The sequence below is a fragment of the Massilia mucilaginosa genome (genome assembly GCF_011682145.1).
In the GTDB taxonomy this organism is placed as follows: Bacteria; Pseudomonadota; Gammaproteobacteria; order Burkholderiales; family Burkholderiaceae_D; genus Telluria_A; species Telluria_A mucilaginosa.
On sequence record NZ_WHJH01000025.1, the window covers coordinates 66981 to 88928 of the forward strand.

The 21948-nt window shown below is 63.9% G+C and carries 17 protein-coding genes and 1 pseudogene; 6 read left to right on the plus strand and 12 right to left on the minus strand.

Annotated elements, in window-relative coordinates; genetic code table 11:
- Positions 1 to 33: 33 nt before the first annotated feature.
- The 3 genes and pseudogenes from F2P45_RS19505 to guaB form a co-directional block, all read right to left on the minus strand.
- Positions 34 to 348 (minus strand): annotated as a pseudogene (locus F2P45_RS19505) (integrase core domain-containing protein); the annotation flags it as partial.
- Positions 349 to 468: 120 nt separating this feature from the next.
- Complete coding sequence (gene guaA / locus F2P45_RS19510; RefSeq protein WP_166878788.1) at positions 469 to 2079, minus strand: glutamine-hydrolyzing GMP synthase; 1611 nt, start codon at positions 2077 to 2079, stop codon at positions 469 to 471.
- Between the two features lie 109 nt (positions 2080 to 2188).
- On the minus strand, positions 2189 to 3652 hold the full coding sequence (gene guaB, locus F2P45_RS19515) for an IMP dehydrogenase (protein WP_166878791.1): 1464 nt from the start codon (positions 3650 to 3652) through the stop codon (positions 2189 to 2191).
- A 153-nt stretch (positions 3653 to 3805) separates the two neighbouring features.
- Between guaB and F2P45_RS19520 the strand changes: the two genes are divergently transcribed.
- Positions 3806 to 4327 (plus strand): DUF4124 domain-containing protein, encoded by a 522-nt coding sequence (locus F2P45_RS19520; protein ID WP_166878794.1) that lies wholly within the window; start codon positions 3806 to 3808, stop codon positions 4325 to 4327.
- 28 nt (positions 4328 to 4355) lie between these two features.
- Here the strand turns inward: F2P45_RS19520 and F2P45_RS19525 are convergent, their stop codons facing one another.
- Together F2P45_RS19525 and F2P45_RS19530 are read right to left on the minus strand one after the other, a co-directional pair.
- On the minus strand, positions 4356 to 4697 hold the full coding sequence (locus F2P45_RS19525; RefSeq protein ID WP_229505177.1) for an RnfH family protein: 342 nt from the start codon (positions 4695 to 4697) through the stop codon (positions 4356 to 4358).
- Positions 4690 to 5121, minus strand: a complete 432-nt coding sequence (locus tag F2P45_RS19530) for a type II toxin-antitoxin system RatA family toxin (RefSeq protein ID WP_166878796.1) — start codon at positions 5119 to 5121, stop codon at positions 4690 to 4692. The genes F2P45_RS19525 and F2P45_RS19530 overlap by 8 nt, the downstream gene beginning before the upstream one ends.
- Positions 5122 to 5194: 73 nt before the next feature.
- On the opposite strand from F2P45_RS19530, the gene smpB reads away from it, so the two are divergent.
- Positions 5195 to 5644 carry an SsrA-binding protein SmpB gene (smpB, locus tag F2P45_RS19535; protein WP_054262876.1) on the plus strand — a complete coding sequence of 150 codons (450 nt, stop codon included), beginning with the start codon at positions 5195 to 5197 and terminating at the stop codon, positions 5642 to 5644.
- A gap of 290 nt (positions 5645 to 5934) precedes the next feature.
- Here smpB and F2P45_RS19540 read toward each other — a convergent pair whose 3' ends face one another.
- The 3 genes from F2P45_RS19540 to lepB form a co-directional block, all read right to left on the minus strand.
- The gene (locus F2P45_RS19540; protein ID WP_166878799.1) at positions 5935 to 6267 is read right to left on the minus strand and encodes a hypothetical protein; all 333 of its coding nucleotides are present in this window, start codon (positions 6265 to 6267) and stop codon (positions 5935 to 5937) included.
- 294 nt (positions 6268 to 6561) lie between these two features.
- Entirely contained in the window at positions 6562 to 7758 is a 1197-nt protein-coding gene (locus tag F2P45_RS19545) for a multidrug effflux MFS transporter (protein WP_166878802.1), read from the minus strand.
- 105 nt (positions 7759 to 7863) lie between these two features.
- The gene (gene lepB, locus F2P45_RS19550) at positions 7864 to 8532 is read right to left on the minus strand and encodes a signal peptidase I (protein ID WP_166878805.1); all 669 of its coding nucleotides are present in this window, start codon (positions 8530 to 8532) and stop codon (positions 7864 to 7866) included.
- Positions 8533 to 8708: 176 nt separating this feature from the next.
- Here lepB and F2P45_RS19555 point away from each other — a divergent pair, with 176 nt between their 5' ends.
- Positions 8709 to 9299 carry a DUF4124 domain-containing protein gene (locus tag F2P45_RS19555; protein WP_166878809.1) on the plus strand — a complete coding sequence of 197 codons (591 nt, stop codon included), beginning with the start codon at positions 8709 to 8711 and terminating at the stop codon, positions 9297 to 9299.
- Positions 9300 to 9521: 222 nt separating this feature from the next.
- A complete protein-coding gene (locus tag F2P45_RS19560) occupies positions 9522 to 9962 on the plus strand; it encodes a DUF4124 domain-containing protein (RefSeq protein ID WP_166878812.1) in 441 nt (146 codons plus the stop codon).
- Positions 9963 to 10084: 122 nt separating this feature from the next.
- Here F2P45_RS19560 and F2P45_RS19565 read toward each other — a convergent pair whose 3' ends face one another.
- The 4 genes from F2P45_RS19565 to ppsA form a co-directional block, all read right to left on the minus strand.
- Entirely contained in the window at positions 10085 to 10879 is a 795-nt protein-coding gene (locus F2P45_RS19565) for an SDR family oxidoreductase (RefSeq protein ID WP_166878815.1), read from the minus strand.
- A gap of 9 nt (positions 10880 to 10888) precedes the next feature.
- The gene (locus F2P45_RS19570; RefSeq protein ID WP_370663283.1) at positions 10889 to 11746 is read right to left on the minus strand and encodes an SPFH domain-containing protein; all 858 of its coding nucleotides are present in this window, start codon (positions 11744 to 11746) and stop codon (positions 10889 to 10891) included.
- An 85-nt stretch (positions 11747 to 11831) separates the two neighbouring features.
- Positions 11832 to 12254, minus strand: a complete 423-nt coding sequence (locus tag F2P45_RS19575; protein WP_166878820.1) for an NfeD family protein — start codon at positions 12252 to 12254, stop codon at positions 11832 to 11834.
- A 303-nt stretch (positions 12255 to 12557) separates the two neighbouring features.
- Positions 12558 to 14912, minus strand: coding sequence for a phosphoenolpyruvate synthase (ppsA, locus tag F2P45_RS19580; RefSeq protein WP_229505179.1), 2355 nt, complete (start codon positions 14910 to 14912; stop codon positions 12558 to 12560).
- Positions 14913 to 15169: 257 nt separating this feature from the next.
- On the opposite strand from ppsA, the gene ppsR reads away from it, so the two are divergent.
- Both ppsR and F2P45_RS19590 read left to right on the plus strand, forming a co-directional pair.
- Positions 15170 to 16018, plus strand: coding sequence for a posphoenolpyruvate synthetase regulatory kinase/phosphorylase PpsR (gene ppsR / locus F2P45_RS19585; protein ID WP_166878825.1), 849 nt, complete (start codon positions 15170 to 15172; stop codon positions 16016 to 16018).
- A 3-nt stretch (positions 16019 to 16021) separates the two neighbouring features.
- The gene (locus F2P45_RS19590; RefSeq protein ID WP_166878828.1) at positions 16022 to 21712 is read left to right on the plus strand and encodes a DUF3320 domain-containing protein; all 5691 of its coding nucleotides are present in this window, start codon (positions 16022 to 16024) and stop codon (positions 21710 to 21712) included.
- Positions 21713 to 21948 lie beyond the last annotated feature (236 nt).

Consider the following 21948-nt stretch of genomic DNA (forward strand, 5'->3'; position numbering starts at 1 on the left):
CACGGTCGTTGTCAACAAAGATGTCGCGTTTTCTCATGCTTCTTTTCTTAATTCGTCGGGCTGCTTTCGTTCTGGATTCAGCCACACCTCATCCTTCAGATTCCAATCCCGTGTTTCTCCAGTCCAGCGCTGCGGACGCCGTTCCTTCGCAGCCTCGTAGACTTGCTTGCGGTGCTGCAGGATCGCCGCGTCCCGGCCGTCATGCCGCTGCGCTGGCGTTATGAATTTCAAGCCGCTGTGTTTGTGCTGGTGGTTGTACCACTGCACGAATGCCAGCGTCCAGTGCCTTGCTTCATCGAGGCTGCCGAATGGCTTGCTGGGGTAATTCGGCCGATACTTGCAGGTCCGGATTGCTTGGCCTTGCCCACCAATGCCAAGCCCTGCCGCGCGAACGAAAAAAAAGCCCCTGGAATCAGGGGCTTAGTCGCTATAAATGCATGAGCCTGCCAGCTCATGCCACTTCCAACATCATTCCCACTCGATGGTCGCTGGTGGCTTCCCGGAAATATCGTACACCACGCGATTGATCCCGCGCACTTCGTTGATGATCCTGTTGGAAACTTTTCCCAGCAAGCTGTGCGGCAAGTGCGCCCATTGCGCCGTCATGAAGTCGAGCGTTTGCACCGCGCGCAGCGCCACCACGTATTCGTAGGTGCGACCATCGCCCATCACGCCCACCGATTTCACCGGCAGGAACACGGCGAAGGCCTGGCTGGTCGCTTCGTACCAGTTCTTCGGCGCGGCGCCGGCGTCGATGCTTTCCAGCGCCGGCAGCTCGCACGGGGTGTTGCGCAGTTCTTCGATGAAGATCGCGTCGGCCCGGCGCAGCAGGTCGGCGAACTCTTTCTTCACTTCACCCAGGATACGCACGCCCAGGCCCGGACCCGGGAACGGATGGCGGTACACCATATCGTGCGGCAAGCCGAGCGCCACGCCGAGTTTGCGCACTTCATCCTTGAACAGTTCGCGCAGCGGTTCGAGCAGTTTCAGGTTCAGGGTTTCCGGCAGGCCGCCCACGTTGTGGTGGCTCTTGATGGTCTGCCCTTTCTTGCCCTTGCCGGCGCTTTCGATGACGTCCGGGTAAATCGTGCCCTGGGCCAGCCACTTGGCGTTCTGCAGCTTGCCCGCTTCGACCTGGAACACTTCGACGAACTCGCGTCCGATGATCTTGCGCTTCGCTTCCGGGTCGGACACGCCGGCCAGGTGGCCGAGGAACTGCTCTTCGGCATCGATGCGCAGCACTTTGACGCCCAGGTTCTTGGCGAACATGTCCATCACCATCTTGCCTTCGTCCAGGCGCAAGAGGCCGTGGTCGACGAACACGCAGGTGAGCTGGTCGCCGATGGCGCGGTGGATCAGCGCCGCCGCCACGCTCGAATCGACTCCGCCCGACAGGCCGAGGATGACCTCGTCGGTGCCGACCTGTTCGCGGATCCTGGCGACCGCTTCGCTGATGTAGTCGGGCATGTTCCATTCCGACTTGCAGCCGCAGATTTCGTGCACGAAGCGGCCCAGCATGGCCTTGCCCTGCGCCGTGTGCGTCACTTCCGGATGGAACTGCACGCCGTAGAAGCGGCGTTCCTCGTCGGCCATGGCGGCCACCGGGCAGCTCGGGGTGTCGCCCATCAGCTTGAAGCCGGGCGGCATGTCGAGGACTTTGTCGCCGTGGCTCATCCAGACCTTGAGCATGCCGTGGCCTTCGTCGGTGACGAAGTCGTTGATGCCGTTCAGCAGCGCCGTATGGCTGCGCGCGCGCACTTCGGCGTAGCCGAATTCGCGCACCAGGCCGTTTTCGACCTTGCCGCCCAGCTGGGCCGCCATGGTTTGCATGCCGTAGCAGATGCCGAGCACGGGTACGCCCAGTTCGAACACGGCCTGCGGCGCGCGCGGGGCGTCGCCTTCCAGGGTGGAACTGTGGCTGCCGGACAGGATCACGCCGGCGGCGCCGTAGTTGCGCACGAAGTCGTCGCTGACGTCATACGGGAATACTTCGGAGAACACGCCGGCGTCGCGCACGCGGCGGGCGATCAGCTGGGTGACTTGGGAACCGAAATCGAGGATGAGGATTTTAGAGTGCATGAAGGGCCAGGAGAAATGACTAAATTGGTGCCGTTGGGAGGCGTTCGCGGGAAACGGGTGCCCACGCTAAAAACAACGCGGCGATCCGGTCGCCGCGTTGTGCATGCCTTTACTCGCCGGAACGGTAGTTCGGCGCTTCCTTGGTGATCTGCACGTCGTGCACGTGCGATTCACGCATGCCGGCCGAGGTGATCTCGACAAACTCGGCTTTTTCGCGCAGTTCGTCGATGGAGGCGCAACCGCAGTAGCCCATCGACTGGCGTACGCCGCCGACCAGCTGGTAAATGATCGCCAGCACGCTGCCCTTGTAGGCGACGCGGCCTTCGATGCCTTCCGGGACGAACTTGTCGGCCTTGGCCGCCGCATCCTGGAAGTAACGGTCGGCCGAGCCGTCCGCCATCGCGCCCAGCGAACCCATGCCGCGATACGACTTGTAGCTGCGGCCCTGGTACAGGATCACTTCGCCCGGCGCTTCTTCGGTGCCGGCGAACATGGAGCCCATCATCACGCTCGATGCGCCCGCGGCCAGTGCCTTGGAAATATCGCCCGAGAAGCGGATGCCGCCGTCGGCGATGCACGGCACGCCGGTGCCGGCCAGCGCTTCGGCCACGTTGGAAATGGCGGTGATCTGCGGCACGCCGACGCCGGCGACGATGCGGGTGGTGCAGATCGAGCCCGGGCCGATGCCGACCTTGACCGCGTCCGCGCCATGCTCGACCAGCGCCAGCGCGGCGGCCGCCGTGGCGATGTTGCCGCCGATGACGTCCACATGCGGGAAGCGCACCTTGATCCACTTGACGCGGTCGAGGATGCCCTGCGAATGGCCGTGGGCGGTGTCGACCACGAGCACGTCGACGCCGGCCGCGACCAGCAGTTCGATGCGCTCTTCGTCGCGGGCGCTGACGCCGACGGCGGCGCCGACCAGCAGCTTGCCCTGCGCATCCTTGGAGGCGAACGGGTGCTCGTGCGACTTCTGGATATCTTTTACGGTGATCAGGCCGCGCAGTTCGAATTCGTCGTTGACGACCAGCACGCGTTCGAGGCGGTGCTTGTTCATCAGGCGCTTCGCTTCGGCGGTGTCGGCGTCTTCCTTGACGTAGACCAGCTTGTCGCGCGGGGTCATCTTGTCGCGCGCTTCGGCGTCGAGCTCTTCTTCAAAGCGCAAGTCGCGGTTGGTGATGATGCCGACCACGGTCTTGCCTTCAACCACCGGGAAGCCGCTGATGCCGTACTGCTCGGTCAGGGCGATCACGTCGCGGATCTTCATGCTCGGTGGGATCGTGATCGGATCGCGCAGCACGCCCGCCTCGAAACGTTTTACGCGCGCTACTTCGCGGGCCTGGTCCTTGGGCGACAGATTCTTGTGAATGATGCCGATCCCGCCTTCCTGCGCCATGGCAATGGCAAGGCGCGCCTCGGTGACCGTATCCATCGCTGCGGACAGCAAGGGAATGTTCAAGGCGATATTACGGGTCAGGCGGGTCTTGAGGGAGGTGTCGGCTGGCAGGACATTCGAGTAAGCCGGGACAAGCAGCACATCATCGAACGTGAGTGCTTTCTGAAGTAGACGCATAGCATTTTCCTATTGGCGCAAAAGTGAATTATACAGAAGTTCCCGTGCGCCGTCTCATCATGCCCTCAAAATGCCCCGAAACCCGCCAAGTTCGTTGACAAGGCGGGCAATTCACGGTGAAATCGGGGATTGATTACTAACGGAAAGATTCACATGGCCAACCTTAACGTAAAACGAACATTGCAGCTGCTGGCCGGAGGCGCGCTGATGCTGTTCGCCTCTGTGTCCTACGCGCAATACGTGTGGGTCGACGCCAATGGCACCAAGCAATTCTCGGACCGCCCACCGCCGCCGGGCATCCCGGCCAAGAACATCATCAAGCAGCCGGGCGGCAGCGCGTCCAGGGCCAGCGAGGCGCCCGCCATTCCCGCGCCGGCCGCGCCGCCGGCGGCAGCCGATGAGAAGGTACCGCCGAGCCTGGCCGACCGCGAAGCGGACTACCGCAAACGCGCCAAGGCCAAGGAAGAAGCGGACAAGAAGGCCAGCACCGCTAGCGCCGACAAGGCCAGGAACAAGGCGGCCTGCGAAGGCGCGCGCAGCTACAAGCGCACGCTCGAGCAGGGCACGCGCGTGACCACCACCGACAAGAAGGGCGAAGAATCGTTCATGGACGACGCCAAGCGCGCGTCCGAACTGGCGCGCGCCAACAAAGCCATCGCCGAAAACTGCAAATAAGCCGCCGGGACGCGGCCGCTCTGCGCAATCAGAGCGGCTGCGCCTTCTTTTCCGCCCGCTTGCGGCGCGATTCCTTCGGGTCGGCCACCAGCGGCCGGTAGATTTCGATGCGGTCGCGCGCCCGCAGCACCGTGTCGAGCGGTTTTTTCTTGCCGTACAAGCCGACCGGCTGCAGCGCCAGGTCGATTCCGGGAATGTCCTCCAGCACGCCGCTCTGGCGGATCGCCTGTTCGATCGTGCAGCCCTGCTCCACCGTCAGCTCGCGCAGGCACGCGCGCAAGGCCGTGGCGTAGCAGACCTGGACGGTGATCCTGGCGCCCGCCGGGCCGGCCGTGGCATCGGCCATGACATCAGCCAAGGAATCAGCCATACACCGTCTCGGCGCGCTTGCAGAACGAGTCGACCATGCTGTTGGCGATGACGCCGAACACCGGTCCGATCAATTGTTCGAGTATCATGCTTGAAAATTCGTAGTGCAGGTCGAATTCGACCTTGCAGGCATCGGCTCGCAGCGCCTTGAAGGTCCAGGTGCCGTCCATGCACTTGAACGGGCCGTCGACCAGTTTCATTTTCATCTGGGTCGGCCGCGTGTTGATATTGCGGGTCGTGAAGCTTTGCTTCACACCGTGGAAGTGAATCGCCAGGCTGGCCGTCAGTGAGTCGTCGGTCCGCTCGATGAGCTTCACGCCGCCGCACCAGGGCAGGAATTTGGGATAATCTTCCACTTTGGCCACCAGGTCGAACATCTGTTCGGCGCTGTATGCCAAAAATACTGTTTTGTGTACTACTGCCATTAATCAACCGTTTGCTATGATGTTGGGTATGTTGCATCAGTAGTTTAACCGAACCGCGCATTTTAGCCATTTCATGAGTATTGTTGACAATAAAAAAGCATTCCACGACTACTTCATCGAGGACCGGTACGAAGCCGGTATCGTGCTCGAAGGATGGGAAGTCAAGGCGATTCGCGATTCGCGCGTCCAGATCAAGGAGGCGTACGTGGTCGTACGCGGGGACGAGCTGTTCCTGTTCGGCGCGCACATCAGCGCGCTGTCGACCGCGTCGTCATTCACCCACCCCGAAGCGGTACGCACGCGCAAGCTGCTGCTGCACCGCGCCGAAGTCGACAAGCTGATCGGCAAGGTCGAGCGCTCCGGCTACACCCTCGTGCCGATCAACCTGCACTTCAAGGGTGGCCGGGTCAAGTGCGAAATTGGCCTTGCCAAGGGCAAGAAGCAGCACGACAAGCGCGCCACCGAGAAGGAACGCGACGGCAAGCGCGAGGTTGCCGCGGCGATGAAGACGCACAGCCGGTAAGAGCCGGTTTGACCGCGTGAACGACTTGCCGTTCAGGTCTTATGGCGATGAGCCGATCCGACCTGACTGAGCAGCCATGGCGGCAGCTGGGGCGCGCTACGGGTGCAGCCATGCTCCGTGCCCGAGTCGGCATATTGAATGCCTGACGCCGCTCCCTGCTCTTGTGATCATGGAAAGGGGTGGCCTGCACATCGGTGCGGCGTCAGCTCGGCAGTGATCGCTGTTGTTGTCGCGGTTGCTCAGCCGTTGGACGCACAAGCGGCCAGGTGGCCGGAGCATGGTGATTTCCTTCACGCAGAATTGGCTGTGAATTTCATGGTGAACTCGTAGTCGTCTCCCGTACAGGTCAGGACACCTCTATCGCTTCCCTCCAGGAACTCGAAGGATTGATACGCCGGTTTGAACTCTTGAAAACGAATCCCGAATCCGCGGATTGTCTCATCGAAGACGAGATAAGGACCTTGATGGCCATGAACGTCGTTGTGAAATGCCACTTCCATCAGCCCGGAACTGCCGCCTTTTTTCGAAAAATAGCAATCGACAGGGTCGTGAACATGCTGATCGATACGCAGACCGAGATAAGCCATACAGGCTGTGATCGCTCCAATTGATTTGATGGACATATTTTCCTTTGTCTTTGACTAAGATGCACCGCAGAAATCAATGTGGCTGAAACTTGGCCGATGCAGCGAACGCCGCCCAGACAGCCGCCCAGTTATTCCAGGTGGGCGGAGCTGCCTTCTCAAGCTTTTGATCGAGCGGCACATGACGATCGCCCCGATGAATTTCCACTATGCAATACAAAGTGAAACATTGCAAGTCATATTACTGTGGCGGCGCCCAGTCCTTTCAACCCCGAAGCCAGCCACCCTCGGCTTGTTGCGTCGAGACGCCCGCAGCCGCACAGGCGGCGGCGCTTACGCCACCTGCACCGCGGGCCGCGCCACCAGCAAACTCAAACGCCAGCACAGGAAGCTCAGCGCCAGCGAGCCGCCCACGCCGCACGCCAGTTTCAGCGCGCTGTCGAACAGCAGCGGCGCCAGCATGCCCGACACCAGCGCGAACGCCATCATCTGGATGAACGACATCATCGACGACGCCAGTCCCCGGTTGTCCGGAAACAGCGACAAGGCCCCCACCTGGATTGCCGGCATGGCCACCGCCAGGCCGAAGGTGTACACCGCCAGCGGCAACACCGCCCACGGGATCGCGGCCACGAACATCAGGTTGTAGCCGATACTGATCACGCTACCAAGCGCCATGATGCCGAACCCGAGCCACATCATGTTGGCCGGCGCTATGCGCGCGGCCGCCTTGCCGCCCCACGCCGAACCGACCACCATGCCGCCGATCATGGGAATGAACAGCCACGCGAACGCGGTTTCCGGCAGGTGCAGAATATCCATGACGAAATTGGCCGCCGACCCGATGTACAGCGACAGGCCGCTGAAGGCCAGCCCCACAGCCAGCGAGAGCAGCAGGAACTGCGGATGGCGCAGCACCTTCAGATAGTTTTTGGCGATCGCAATGCCGTGGAAGGCATGTCGCTGCGCCTTGGGCAAGCTTTCCGGCAAACCGCGATACACCAGCAGCATCATCAAGGCGCCGAACACGGCCAGGAACACGAAGGTCGAGCGCCAGCCGAAGTGCACGTGCAGATAGCCGCCCAGCACCGGGGCGATGGCCGGGGCCAGCCCGAACACCATCATGATGTGCGACATGATGCGCTGCGCATGCGCCTGGTCGTGCGAAAAGCGGTCCTGCACGATGGCCTGCCCGATCACCGAGCCGGCGCCCGCCGCCAGGCCCTGCAATGCGCGGCAGGCCAGCAGCACGCCGAAGCTGGGCGCGAACACGGCGCCGAGCGAGGCCAGCGTGTACACCGCCAGCGCGATCAGGATCACCGGGCGGCGCCCGAACGAGTCCGACAGGGTGCCGTAGAACAGCATCATGAAGGCGAAGGTGAACAGGAACACGCTCAGCGTTTGCTGCACCGCCAGCGGGCCGACGGCAAATTCGCGCCCGATCGCCGGGATGGACGGCAGGTAGGTATCGATGGCGAGAGCGCCGACCATCCCCAGGCAAGCCAGGATCACTGTTAACAAACGCTGCATGCGGTAACGCCTTATGTGAAAACGGCAGCGCACCATGCGGCCCACCGAGGCCGCAATTTTACCGGCATTTGGGAAACGTTACCGGAGAGCCCCTCAGAGCGGGGCTTACGGCATCTTCATCCCGAAGCGCTCAAGGCGCGGCATCCAGTTGCCCTCGATCGCGGCCGAGGCCAGGATGCGCTCGGCGCGTCCGATCAGCAGATGGCGCGGCACCATGCCCACCATGCGCGAATCGGCGCTACGGTCGCGATTGTCGCCAAGCATCATGAACTGGTCCTTGGGCACCGTCACCGGTCCGAAGCTGCGCGGCGCCATCAGTTCCGGGATGACCTGGATACGGCGCCGGTGGCCGGCGAAGGTTTCGTCGACATTCTGGGCGGCGACCCGGGTGCCGTCGCCGAGCGGCTCGAGCGCCGTGCCGGCGGCGGCGTAGCTGGCCGGCTGGCCGTTGATGATCAGCTGCTCGTCGCGCATTTCGACAATGTCGCCCGGCAGCGCAACCAGGCGCTTGATCAGGCGCGTCCCGTCCGCTGGCGAGGAAAACGTCACCACATCGCCGCGCTGCGGCTCGCCCAGGCGCGCCAGCACCACGTCGGTGAGGGGAATCTTGACGTTATACGCGAGGCGGTTGACGAAGACGACGTCGCCTTCGAGCAGGTTCGGGCGCATCGAGCCCGACGGAATCGGATTCCAGTCCGCGACGGCGGTCCGGAACAGTCCGAATAACAACAGAAACATGATCCAGCCCTTGTTCTCGCGCAGCAAATTTTTCATTTCAGTCTCCTCTGTAAGTGGTGAACAAGTTATACGCGGCAGGTCTTTAGCGATGCTTAACGCCTGGACCAGACTGACTATTCGACAAGATTGCTTGCGTAAAAAAACCATTGCTGCGAGAATATTGCGACCTCACGCACGTCCTGAGCCCTTCCATTTCATCTTTCCCGACCAGCATGCAACCACGTTCGCTTTACCTCGCGCTTATCCTCGCAAGCCTGTGCACCGGCGCCCACGCGGGCCTGAACAAATGCAAAGGTCCGAACGGGCACCCCGTTTACCAGAACGCGCCGTGCCCGCCGCCGGCCAGCGCCTACGCGAAAAAAATGCCGACCCTGGCCGAGCGCAATGCCTTGTCCAGGCAGCAAAAGCTGGAGGAACAACAGCGCTACCCCGACGAGCGCCCTGGCGCCAATTGGGACCCGGGGCGCAAGCCGGCCGCGTCGCTGCCGCCGTACCAGCCTGCGCAGGTGGCGGCCGCCCCCGCCGCCCCTGCAGTCCCAGGCAAGGCTGCGGCTGGCGCGCCATCAAAAAGTGCGGCGCCGCAAAAGGCCGGCCAGGAGACGGTCCGGCCCGATGCCGCCCTGGCGCGGGCCAAAAGCCGGTCGAGCCAGTGCAGTCACGCCCGCCAGCAACTGGGGACGCTGCAAGATGGTGTGGGCGTCCACACGGTCGACAGCAAAGGACAGCGCACCCACGTCACGGATGCGAGGCGCCAATCGCTGCTGCCGGAAGCGCGGCGGCGCGTCCAGGAGGCCTGCGGCTAATCCCCGAAATCTGTCGACGGCTGCTTGTACGGTTCCGGGCAAGCGTTGCGAACACCCTTCGCTGACGCTGCCCAATGCTGCTTGACGCTGTTCGATGTGGTGCGTTGGCTAAGTATTCTGGCAACCTTACTTGCCAAATGTAAATATTGCTGCGAAAATTGACGTGTCATTACGCGCGTCCAGGGCTCTGCCCTGTCATTTCACCACACCACTCCCATCAGTATGCAAACACGTCTGCTTTATCTCGCGCTCCTGCTCGCCGCCCTGAGTACTGGCGCCCACGCGGGCTTGAACAAATGCAAAGGCGCGAACGGCCATATCGTCCTTCAGGACGCGCCGTGCCCGCCGCCGCGCGGCGCCGCCACGGCAAGGCTGCCGACCCTGGCCGAGCGCAACGCGCTGGTCAAGCAGCAAAAACAGCAAGAAAAAGAGCAAAAGTTCGCGGACGGCCGTCCCGGCGCCAACTGGGACCCGGTCCGCAAGCCTGGCACGCCCGTATACCGGGGGCTGCCGACCGAGGTCAGCGATCAGAACAACCTGATCGCCAACGAAAATGCCCGCATTGAAGCGGAGAACGTCAAGATACGCGAACGAAATCGCATCATCGAATGCGAAAACAGGCAACGCGGCGCGGGGCTGCGCGGCGGCGGTGGCTGCAGTTGAGGTTTCGCCCTGGCCGTCGGCCTTGAGCGGCGTGACCGGCGCGTCGGCGTCGGTCATCCACATGGCGGATCAAGAAAACTGGCAATGCCGCTGGCGGGCACCGTCATTGCGTCACAAGTTACCTACGGTTCCTTGACGGCGGCCAGCGCCATTTTCTCCACCAGCCCCGGCGCGACCAGCTTGAGAAAGCGCCCCGCCTTGCCCCTGGCGGTCATGACCACCTCGCGGCGGCGCCCCTCCATGCCCGCGATAATCAGGCGCGCGCATTCTTCCACCTCCATCGCGCCCTCCTCCTTGAGCAGGCTTTTGCCGAGCTGCTGTCCGGCCGCGTTGTAGCCGTGATGGCGGATCTGCGTGGCCACCACGCCCGGATACGCGGTGGTCACGCTCACGCCCGCGCCCTTCAATTCGGCGCGCAGGGCTTCGAAAAATCCCGCCATGGCGAACTTGGTCGCAGCGTACGCGGTACGCCCCGGCACGCCGACCAGTCCCGCCAGCGACGACACCGCCACGATGCTCCCGCGCGACGCCTTCAGATGCGCCAGCGCCGCATGCGTGCACCATACGCTGCCCCACAGGTTCACGCGCATCAGGTCTTCGTACCAGCCCAGGTCCTGCACGTCTTCGAACAGGGCGTGGGCCGAGCGCCCGGCGTTGTTGATCAGGGCATCGATGCGGCCGAAACGCGCCACGGCGGCGGCGATGAGCGCGATGCACTCGGCCTGCACAGACACATCGGTCGGCACGGCCAGCGTGTGTGCGCCGAGCGACCGGCACTGCCCCGCCACCTCGTCGAGCATGGCGCCGTTGCGGGCGGCCAGGACCAGCGCCAGCGCGCCGCCGCCACGCGCGGCCAGCTGGCGCGCCATGTCGGCGCCGATGCCGTCCGAACTGCCGGTAATGACGATCACGCGCATGGCCGCTCCCTATTTTTGGGTTTTGACGATCTGCATGGCGCTGGCGATCAAGCCGCTCATCTCGCCCAGGTTGGCCGGCACAATGATCGAGTTGTTGGTCTTGGCCAGTTCCGAGAACGCGTGCACGTACTGCTCGGCCACCTTGAGGTTGACCGCATCCTGCCCGCCCGGCTCGCGGATGGCGGCGGCAATCTGGCGCAGCGCCTCGGCGTTCGCCTCGGCCAGCGCCACGATGGCCTTGGCCTGGCCTTCGGCGCGGTTGATCGAGGCCTGCTTCTCGCCTTCGGAGCGCGCAATCGCCGCTTCGCGCTCGCCGGTGGCGATGTTGATCTGCTCCTGCTTGCGTCCTTCCGAGGCTGCGATCAGGGCGCGTTTCTCGCGTTCGGCGGTGATCTGGGCCTGCATCGCATGCAGGATTTCCTGCGGCGGCGTCAGGTCCTTGATTTCGTAGCGCAGCACCTTCACGCCCCAGTTGGCGGCCGATTCGTCGATCGCGTTGACGATGGTGATGTTGATGTGATCGCGCTCTTCGAAGGTTTTATCGAGCTCCATCTTGCCGATCACCGAACGCAGGGTGGTCTGGGCCAGCTGGGTGATGGCCGCCAGGTAGTTCGACGAGCCGTACGAGGCGCGCATCGGATCGGTGATCTGGAAGTACAGGATGCCGTCCACCTGCAGCTGGGTGTTATCGCGCGTGATGCAGACCTGCGGCGGCACGTCGAGCGGAATCTCCTTGAGAATGTGCTTGTAGGCGATGCGGTCGATGAACGGCGCCACGATCGAGAGGCCCGGCACCAGGGTCTTGTGGTATTTGCCGAGGCGTTCGACCACCCAGGCGTGCTGCTGCGGCACCACATTGACCGCCATGAAACCGAAGACCACCACCGCGGCCAGAACGATGAGTGACAATATTCCGAAACCTTCCATAGCCTACCCCTTTCAGTTGTTGTCGTTAGCTGTTGGCGACGATCAGGCGGCTGCCCTGCACTTCCACGATCCTGAAACTGCCCGCTTCGGCCAGCGCGCCGGGGCCGAGTTCCACATCCCATGGCGCGCCACGGTACATGACGCGCGCCTTGCCGTCGGTCCAGGTGGCCACGTGGACGCTCTGGCCGATGTCCATGTTCACGTTCGGATCGCGCGCGGTGTCCTGGCGCCCGGGCGCGCCGAAACGGCTCCGATGCAGCAGGCCGGTGGCAATCGCCCCGACCACGGCGGCGGTCAGGATCTGGACCGGCATGCCGACGCCTGTCAGCGCCGCGACGGCGCCGCATGCGACGCCGATAGCGATCATCAGGAGGTAGAAGGTGCCCGTAAAAAGTTCGACGATTACCAATGCGCCAGCTGCCGCCAGCCACCACGTCCAATCAGCCATGACACTCCTCCAGAGGCGGACCCAGATTATGAAAAGCAAAAACCCCCGTGGCCCGGAAGGGACGACGAGGGTGGGAATTTGTTGAAAAGTCGGTTTTTATGATGGTCTTGTTGGATTGACTTCGATGCGCTTAGTCTAGCGCGTTTTGGGGAAGTGTCAACCATATTTGCCGCCGCCCGCTTGGCGGCGAACAGACAAAACGCGGACCCCACAACGAAAAACCGTCGTTTCCGCCAATGGCGAGAACGACGGTTTGACGTGTAACGCCGTTGAACGGCGTTACACGATACGAGGCGCCAGCGATTACAGCGCGGCCAGCTTCTGCCAGGTATCGATCACCGAATCGGGATTCAAGGACATCGACTCGATGCCCTCGCCCATCAGCCATGCCGCAAAGTCGGGATGGTCCGACGGCCCCTGTCCGCAGATGCCGATGTACTTGCCCTGGTCGCGGCAAGCCTTGATCGCCATCGACAGCAGCGCCTTGACGGCCGGATCGCGCTCGTCGAAATCTGCCGCCAGCAGCGCCATGCCCGAATCGCGGTCCAGGCCCAGGGTCAGCTGGGTCAGGTCGTTGGAGCCGATCGAGAAGCCATCGAAGTGCTCAAGGAACTGGTTGGCCAGGATCGCATTCGACGGCACTTCGCACATCATGATCAGGCGCAGGCCGTTTTCGCCGCGCTTGAGACCATTCTTGGCCAGCAGGTTGACCACTTTTTCAGCCTGGCCCAGGGTGCGCACGAACGGCACCATGATCTCGACGTTGGTCAGGCCCATGTCGTTGCGCACGCGCTTCATGGCGGCGCATTCCATCTCGAACGACTCGGCAAAGTCGGGCGACAGGTAACGCGCCGCGCCACGGAAGCCCAGCATCGGATTTTCTTCATCCGGCTCGTAGCGCGAACCGCCGATCAGCTTCTTGTACTCGTTCGACTTGAAGTCGGACAGGCGCACGATCACCGGCTTCGGCCAGAACGCGGCGGCAATCGTCGCAATCCCTTCGGCCAGCTTGTCGACATAGAAGGCCTTCGGCGAGGCATGGCCGCGCGCCACCGATTCCACCGCTTTCTTCAAATCGGCATCGATGTTCGGATACTCGAGAATCGCTTTCGGGTGCACGCCAATATTGTTATTGATGATGAACTCGAGGCGCGCCAGGCCCACGCCGCCGTTCGGAATGGACTGGAAGTCGAAGGCCAGCTGCGGGTTCCCGACGTTCATCATGATCTTGGTGGCGATCGGCGGCAGTTCGCCGCGCGCCACTTCCGACACTTCCGTTTCCAGCAAGCCGTCGTAGATCATGCCCTCGTCGCCTTCGGCGCAGGACACGGTCACCAGCATGCCGTCTTTCAGCGTTTCGGTGGCGTCGCCGCAGCCGACAACGGCCGGCACGCCGAGTTCGCGCGCGATGATCGCCGCGTGGCAGGTACGCCCGCCACGGTTGGTCACGATGGCCGAGGCGCGCTTCATCACCGGTTCCCAGTTAGGGTCGGTCATGTCGGCCACCAGCACGTCGCCCGGCTGCACCCGTTCCATTTCGGACGGATCGTGAATCACGCGCACGCGGCCCGCGCCGATCTTCTGGCCGATGGCGCGGCCCTGCGCCAGCACCGTGCCGCTGCCTTTGAGCTTGAAGCGCTGCTGCGCGTCGGTGGCTTTTTGCTGCGACTTGACGGTCTCGGGACGCGCCTGCAGGATGTACAGTTTGCCGTCGCGGCCATCCTTGCCCCACTCGATGTCCATCGGACGGCCGTAGTGGTTTTCGATGATGACGGCGTACTTGGCCAGCTCCACCACTTCGGCGTCATTGAGCGAATAGCGGTTGCGCATTTCGATCGGCACGTCGACGGTCTTGACCGAGCGGCCGGCTTTGGCTTCGCTGGTAAATTCCATCTTCACCAGCTTGGAGCCGATATTGCGGCGGATGACAGGCGACTTGCCCTGTTCCAGCATCGGTTTATGCACATAGAATTCGTCGGGATTGACCGCGCCCTGCACCACCGTCTCGCCCAGGCCATAGCTGGAAGTGACGAACACCACGTCCTTAAAACCCGATTCGGTATCGATCGTAAACATCACGCCGGCGGCGCCCAGGTCGGAGCGCACCATGCGCTGCACGCCGGCCGACAGGGCCACTTCGGCGTGGGTAAAGCCCTTGTGCACACGGTAGGAAATGGCGCGGTCGTTGTACAGCGACGCGAACACATGCTTCATCGCCTCCAGCACGTTGTCGATGCCGACCACGTTCAGGAAACTCTCCTGCTGGCCCGCGAAGGACGCATCCGGCAAGTCCTCGGCGGTGGCCGAGGAACGCACGGCGAACGACATTTCGACTTCGGAATCGGCCACCAGGCGCGCATAAAAGGTGCGGATTTCTTCTTCCAGGCGGGCCTGGAAAGGCGTCTCGACGATCCATTTGCGGATCTCGGCGCCGGCGGCGGCGAGCGAGCGCACGTCGTCGATGTTCAAGCCTTCGAGGCGGGTCGCGATACGGTCGCCCAAGGACGGGCCGCCGTCGATGCCGTGCGCCAGGAAGTCGCGGAAGGCGTCGGCCGTGGTGGCAAAGCCGCCCGGCACGCGCACGCCGGCGCCGGCCAGCTGGCTGATCATTTCGCCGAGCGAGGCGTTCTTGCCGCCGACGGATTCCACATCCGTCATGCGCAATTTTTCGAACGATGCCACGTACACGCCGGTGCGATCCGGTTCCTTCAATGCTGCGGTAGACAAGTTGGTCATAACAAACACCCTTACTGATAGTAGAAATCTGTTCGCAGAGCGGGACTGACTATGTTTTCTTGTTATTCTTGGGGCCGTGCCGCACAATTGATGCGTTGCAGAGCATTTTACAGCCTGCGCCGCGAATTTACAGCGCACAACTTGAAACATTGGCAGCACAGGAAGCCGACACGACAAATATGACCACAGAACCACGCCCACCCCTGCCCACCTCCGCCCGGACCGTGTTTTTCGTTTCCGATGGCACAGGTATTACCGCAGAGACATTCGGCCACGCCGTCCTCACCCAGTTCGAAATGCGTTTCCGTCAGGTACGCCTGCCCTTCATCGACACGCTCGACAAGGCCTACGACGCGGCGCGCAAGATCAACGAGGCGCTGACCACCGACGGCCAGCGGCCGATCGTGTTCTCGACCCTGGTCAAGCCCGACCTGTCGAACGTGATCCGGCAGTCGCGCGGCATGCACATGGACTTGATCCAGACTTTCGTTGCCCCACTGGAACAGGAACTGGGCGTCAAGTCGACCCACACCATCGGGCGCTCGCACAATATTGTCGACAGCCAGGAGTACAAGAACCGCATCGAGGCGATTAACTTCTCGCTGGCGCACGATGACGGCCAGTCGCACAAGAACCTGTCGGCGGCCGATGTGATTTTGGTGGGCGTGTCGCGCTCGGGCAAGACCCCGACCAGCCTGTATCTGGCGATGCAGTACGGCATCAAGGCGGCCAACTATCCGCTCATTCCCGATGATTTCGAACGCGGCCGCCTGCCCTCGTCGCTGCCGCCGTTCCGCGACAAGATTTTCGGCCTGTCGATCACGCCGGAACGCCTGTCGGAAATCCGCCATGAGCGGCGCGCCGGCAGCAAGTACGCCTCCATCGAGAATTGCCGCTACGAAGTCAACGAGGCCGAGCTGATGATGAAGCGCGAAGGCATCCGCTGGCTGTCGTCGACCACCAAGTCCATCGAGGAAATCGCCACCACTATTTTGCAGGAAATCAAACCGGATCGGCGCGAGTATTAATTCATGAGTGAAGCTGAAAGCAAGAAGATCGATCCCCTGGCCGATGGCGCGGCCGATGGCCAGGTCGATGGCGCGGCCGATGGCGCCGCGGAACCCGCAAGCGGGACCGCGCCCGACGCGGCGCAGGAAAAGATCTCGGAGTTCCTTGACCGCAACCTGAGCGCGCACGACAAGCTCGAACGCGCGCGCATGGAGCTGCTCGACCTGTCGGCGCGCAACCGGCTGCTGAACATTCCGCGTTCGGCCAAGTCGACCCGCATCATCGACGTGATCGATGAGCGTTCGAGCGATATTTTCCGCATGCTGGTCACGGAAAACCGCGCGCTCACCTTCCTGCCCGGGCACAGCGCGGCCTTCGTGGCCACCGCGGCGCAGCTGGCCGAAGACGCCGGCGTGCCCGAGGAACTGGCCCAGCCCGACGAGGCGGTCGACGAAAACGGCGTCATGCTGCGCCATAACGACACCAAGCTGCAGACCAAGCTGACCTCCAAGGGCCTGCAAAAGCGCCTGCTCGACCTGTGCAACGACGCCCGCACCCTGGAAGAAGAACAGGGCGTCAATATCCTGTACCTGACGCTCGGCACCCTGAAATGGATCGACCCGGCCAACGCCAGGAACATCCGCTACGCGCCGTTGATCCTGATTCCGGTCAGCCTCCAGCGCGGCAACGCGGCCGAACAATTCAAGCTGCGCTGGCGCCAGGAAGAACTGTCGGCCAATCTCTCGCTCGAAGCGTTTTTGCACCGCGTGCACGGCATCACCCTGCCCGCCTTCGAGGCCGGCGACGACTTCAACCCGACCGTCTACATCAACGAGGTCGCGCAGGCGATCGCCTCGAAAGAAAACTGGCAGGTGCTTGCCAACGATGTGGTGATGGGCTTTTTCTCGTTCGCCAAATTCCTGATGTACCGCGACCTCGATCCGTCGGTGTGGCCGGTGCAGCAAGGCCTGCTCGGCCAGCCGCTGATGCGCGGCCTGCTGTCGGACGGCTTTGCCAGCGATACCTTGACGATCCCCGACGGCACCCCGATCGACGCCGTCATTCCGCCATCCGAACTGCTGCACATCGTCGACTGCGACAGCTCGCAGGCGCTGGCCGTGCACGACGTGCGCAGCGGGCGCAACCTGGTGATCCAGGGGCCGCCCGGCACCGGCAAGTCGCAAACCATCGCCAACATCATCGCCTCGGCGGTCGCCGACGGCAAGAGCGTGCTGTTCGTGGCCGAAAAGATGGCCGCGCTGGAGGTGGTCAAGCGCCGTCTCGATCATGCCGGCGTGGGCGACGCCTGCCTCGAACTGCACAGCAACAAGGCCAACAAGCGCGTGCTGCTGGAAGAACTGCGCCGCACCGCCGACCTGGGGGCGCCGCGCGGCGACCTGCCGGCCACCCTCAACGCGCGCCTGCAACTGGCGCGTGACACCCTCAACGGCCATGCGGACCGCATGCACGCCGAGCACCCGGTGGCGCGCCTGACGCCCTACCAGGTGATCGGCCACATCACCGAACTGCAGCGCCAGCGCGTGGCGCCGCTGAACAATCCGTTCGACCAGCCCGAGACCTGGACGCCCGACGAACGCGCGCAGCGCTACCAGCTGGTGAGCGAACTGGCGCAGCGCCTGGCCGAGATGGGCCTGCCCTCGCAGCACCCGTGGCGCGGGGTGCGCATGACGAATATCTCGCCGACCGAAATGGAGCGCCTGACCCAGCGCATCGCGCGCGCCAGCAGCGGCCTGTCGGAACTGGCGGCCAGCCAGACGACCCTGGCCGCGGCGCTCGACATGGGGCCGCCCGACAGCTGTGACGATTTCGCCCGCATCGCCGACATGGCGCACCGCGTGGCCAGCGCGCCGCGCCTGTCGCGCCAGGCCTTGTCGTCGCCGGTGTGGACCACCCAGCGCGAAGACATGACCAACCTGGTCGAACAGGGCGCGCAGTACGCGCAGCTGGTCACCTTTTTGGAAGGCAAAGCCACGCCCGACGCCTGGCACCTCGACCTGAAACCGGTGCGGCACGCGCTGCGCCCCCTGCCGGCCGGGATGAGCGACGCCGCCTTCGGGCGCCTGGCGCGCCTGGCGGTGCAGCTGCCGACGCTGCTGCAAGACACCGAACGCCTGCGCGAACACCTGGGCGCCACGGCGCGCACCGATACCCTCTCCGAGATCGGCAAGGCGCTGATCCTGGGCCAGCGCATCGCCTGCGCGCCGGACGTCAGCGCCGAGGTATTGTCGGCCAGCGTCTGGGATCACGGCATCGAGCAGGCAGCCGACCTGGCCGAGGCGGTGGCCACCCTGCACGAAGCCCGCACCTGGCTGGCCGACAAGGTGCTCGACGACGCTTGGGACCTTGACCTGACCGGCGTGCGCCAGACACTGGCCATCCACGGCGGCAGCATGCTGCGCTTCCTGCGCGACGACTGGCGGCGCGCCAATGGCCTGATCAAATCGGTGCTGCGCAATCCGGACATGGAGCTGGTCAGCCAGATCGACATCCTGGACCGCCTGTCGGCCGGCCAGAAGACCATGCGCTTCCTGCGCGAGAACGACCAGCTGGGACGCACCGCCTTTGGCGGCGACTGGCGCGCCGAGCGCTCGTCGCCGGTGCCGCTGCGCGCCCTGGTGGCGTGGATGCGCACCCTGCGCGGCATGGGCCCGGAACCGCGCCTGATCGCCGCCGGCGTGACCGACCGCCCTGCCCTGGGCGTGCGGGTGGACCACGTCCAGCGCTCGCTCGACAACACCTTGACCCTGCTGCGCGACTGCTGGAACGACTGCGGCGCGGCGATCCGCCACATGTTCCCCGACATCCTGACGGTCGAACATGCCAACCTGGCGGAAGTGGGTACCTTTGTCGCCGCCCTCGACGCCGCCCTTGGCACGGTGCGCAGCGCGCTGGCGTTCAGGCCGGCGCATTTGTCCGACCTGCTGCCGGTGCTGGACGCCCTGATCACGGCGCAGCGCATCGCGGCCAGCATCGACGACGCGCGCGTGCTGGGCGAGCAGGCGTTCGGCTCGCACTGGCAAGGCGCGGCCTCGGACTGGAGTTTCCTGATCGGCGCGGCGCAGTGGATCAACGCCAATCCGGCGTTGCCGGCGATGGTGGCGCGCCACGACGACCGCAGCCTGCCTTTGCAGCGCGCGCTGGCGCTGGAACAGAGCTACATCGCCTGGAACAACGAACTCGAAGGCTTGTTCGAAACCCTGTGCGCCGACGCCCGGTCGCTGTTCGGCACCGACAGCGCGGCGCAGGTGCCGATTGCCGACCTGCTGGTGCGCTTTTCCGACTGGATCACCTATGCCGAGCAGTTGTCGCGCTGGGTCACCTGGCGCGAGCGCAGCGGCATGGCGCGCTTGATGGGCATGGCGCGCTTCGTCGACGAGATGGAAAGCGGGCGCCTCGTCAGCGGCGCGGCGCCGGCCTCGTTCAACATGAGCTACTTCGAAGCGCTGTACGCATCGCAGGTGCGCGCCGAGCCGGCCCTGGCCAGTTTCGACGGCCAGGTGCACGACAGCGAAGTGCAGCAGTTCGTGGAGCTGGACCGCCAGCGCATCGCCGCCGCCGGCATCCAGGTGGCGCGCGCGCACTTCCAGCGCATTCCGCAAGGCGGCAGCGCGATCGGCCCGCTCGGCGTGCTGCGCGGCGAACTGGCGCGCCGGCGCGGCCACATGCCGATCCGCCAGCTGATGTTCAAGGCGGCGCCGGCGATCCAGGCGATCAAGCCGGTGTTGATGATGAGCCCCTTGTCGGTGGCGCAGTTCCTGCCGCCCGGCCAGCTCACCTTCGACCTGCTGGTGATGGACGAAGCGAGCCAGATCCAGCCGGTCGACGCGCTCGGCGCCATTGCGCGCTGCCGCCAGGTGGTGGTGGTGGGCGACGAACGCCAGCTGCCGCCGACGCGCTTCTTCGCCAAGCTGACCGACGACAATGCCGGCGAGGAGGAGACCGACGGCGGCGAGGCGCAGGTGTCCGACATCGAAAGCATTCTGGGCTTGTTCACCGCGCGCGGCCTGCCGCAGCGCATGCTGCGCTGGCACTACCGCAGCCGCCACCAGTCGCTGATCGCGGTATCGAACAGCCAGTTCTACGAGCACAAACTGTTCATCGTACCGAGTCCCTACACGCAGGAAGCGGGCATGGGCCTGTCGTTCACGCATGTGGCGGACGGCGTTTTCGACACCGGCAACACCGGCACCAACGTGCAGGAAGCGAAAGCGGTGGCCGAGGCCATCATGCGCCATGCGCTGCAATCGGCGCAGCATTCGCTGGGCGTGGCCACCTTCTCGGTGGCGCAGCGCAAGGCCATCGAAGACCAGCTGGAAGTGCTGCGGCGCGCCGACCAGCGCGCCGAAAGCTTCTTCCAGTCGCATCCGAGCGAGCCGTTCTTTATCAAGAACCTCGAAAACGTGCAGGGCGACGAGCGCGATGTGATCCTCATTTCGGTCGGTTACGGGCGCAATGCCGACGGCACGGTGAACATGCGTTTCGGGCCGCTGAGCGCGGACGGCGGCGAACGGCGCCTGAATGTCCTGATCAGCCGCGCCAAGCGCCGCTGCGAGGTCTTTGCGTCGATTACCGACGACGACATCGACCTCGAACGCGGCAAGGGCAAGGGTGTGCAGGCCTTCAAACTGTTCCTGCGCTATGCGCGCACCGGTCAGTTGGGCATGGCCGTCCGGAGCGGGCGCGATTACGACAGCCTGTTCGAAGTCGAAGTGGCGAACGCGCTCCAGGAACGCGGCTTCGAGGTGCATCCGCAGGTGGGCATCGCCGGCTTCTTCATCGACCTGGCCATTCCCGACCCGGACCGGCCGGGGCGCTACCTGCTGGGGATCGAATGCGACGGCGCGGCGTATCACTCGTCGAGTTCCGCGCGCGACCGCGACCGCTTGCGCCAGGCGGTGCTGGAGGACCACGGCTGGATCATTCACCGCATCTGGAGCACCGACTGGTTCCAGCGCCCGCAGGAACAACTGCAGCGCACCATCGCCGCCATCAACGAAGCGCGCAAGACGCTCGACCTGCGCGCAGAAGAAAGCAAGAAGCTGCACAAACCGCCAGCGCCGCAAGGGGTGCGCATCGAACGCGAGATTCTGACCGAAGTGGCGATCACGCCGGCCGAGGAAGCGCCGCAGCGGCGTAACCGCTACGTGGAAGCGGTCCTGGTCAAGCCGGGCGGCGACTACGAACTGCACGACGCGCCGATCGACGTGCTGGTCGACCTGGTCGAGCAGATCGTCTACATCGAAGGGCCGGTGCACCTGGACGAAATCGTGGTCCGGCTGCGCAATACCTGGGGCTTGCAGCGGGTCGGCCCGCGCATGGCGGCGGCCACCGAGCGCGCGGTCGACGCGGCCGTGGCGCAGGGGCTGGTGGCGCGCCTGAACGGCTTTGTGTGGAAGCCGGGCAGCCCGGTGACGCCGCGCGACCGCACCTTTGTCGATTCGGAGGGACTGCGGCGCGCGGACATGCTGCCGCCGAAAGAAATCGAGGTAGCCATCATCCAGGTCGTGGAACGCCACTTCGGCGCCAGCCAGGAAGAGATCGTGAAGGGGGTGCTGAAGATGTTCGGCTTCAAACCGATCCAGGGGCCGCTGCGCGACGCGGTGCAGATGCGCCTGAACCTGATGGTGCGCGAGATGGTGCTGGTGGCGAGCGGGCCGGTGCTGGTGCTGTCGGATCATGCGCGCTCGCTATGAATTCGGTTGACGAGGCAAGTGAACCGCAGTGGCATCGGCACCGAAGTATTTGCCGTGGTATTTCCATGTCGGTTTGATGGTATTCCTGCTGCTGACGGCCTACTTCATAGGGCACCTCGAATTACCGGTAAATCCCGCGTAATCGCCGGTCGCGATGCCGGCAGTTGCGTTTTTTGATGTCAGACCGAGCCGCTTCCCGCCCGTTTTATGAGCGCTGAGCCTCGTTTTGTGCAGTC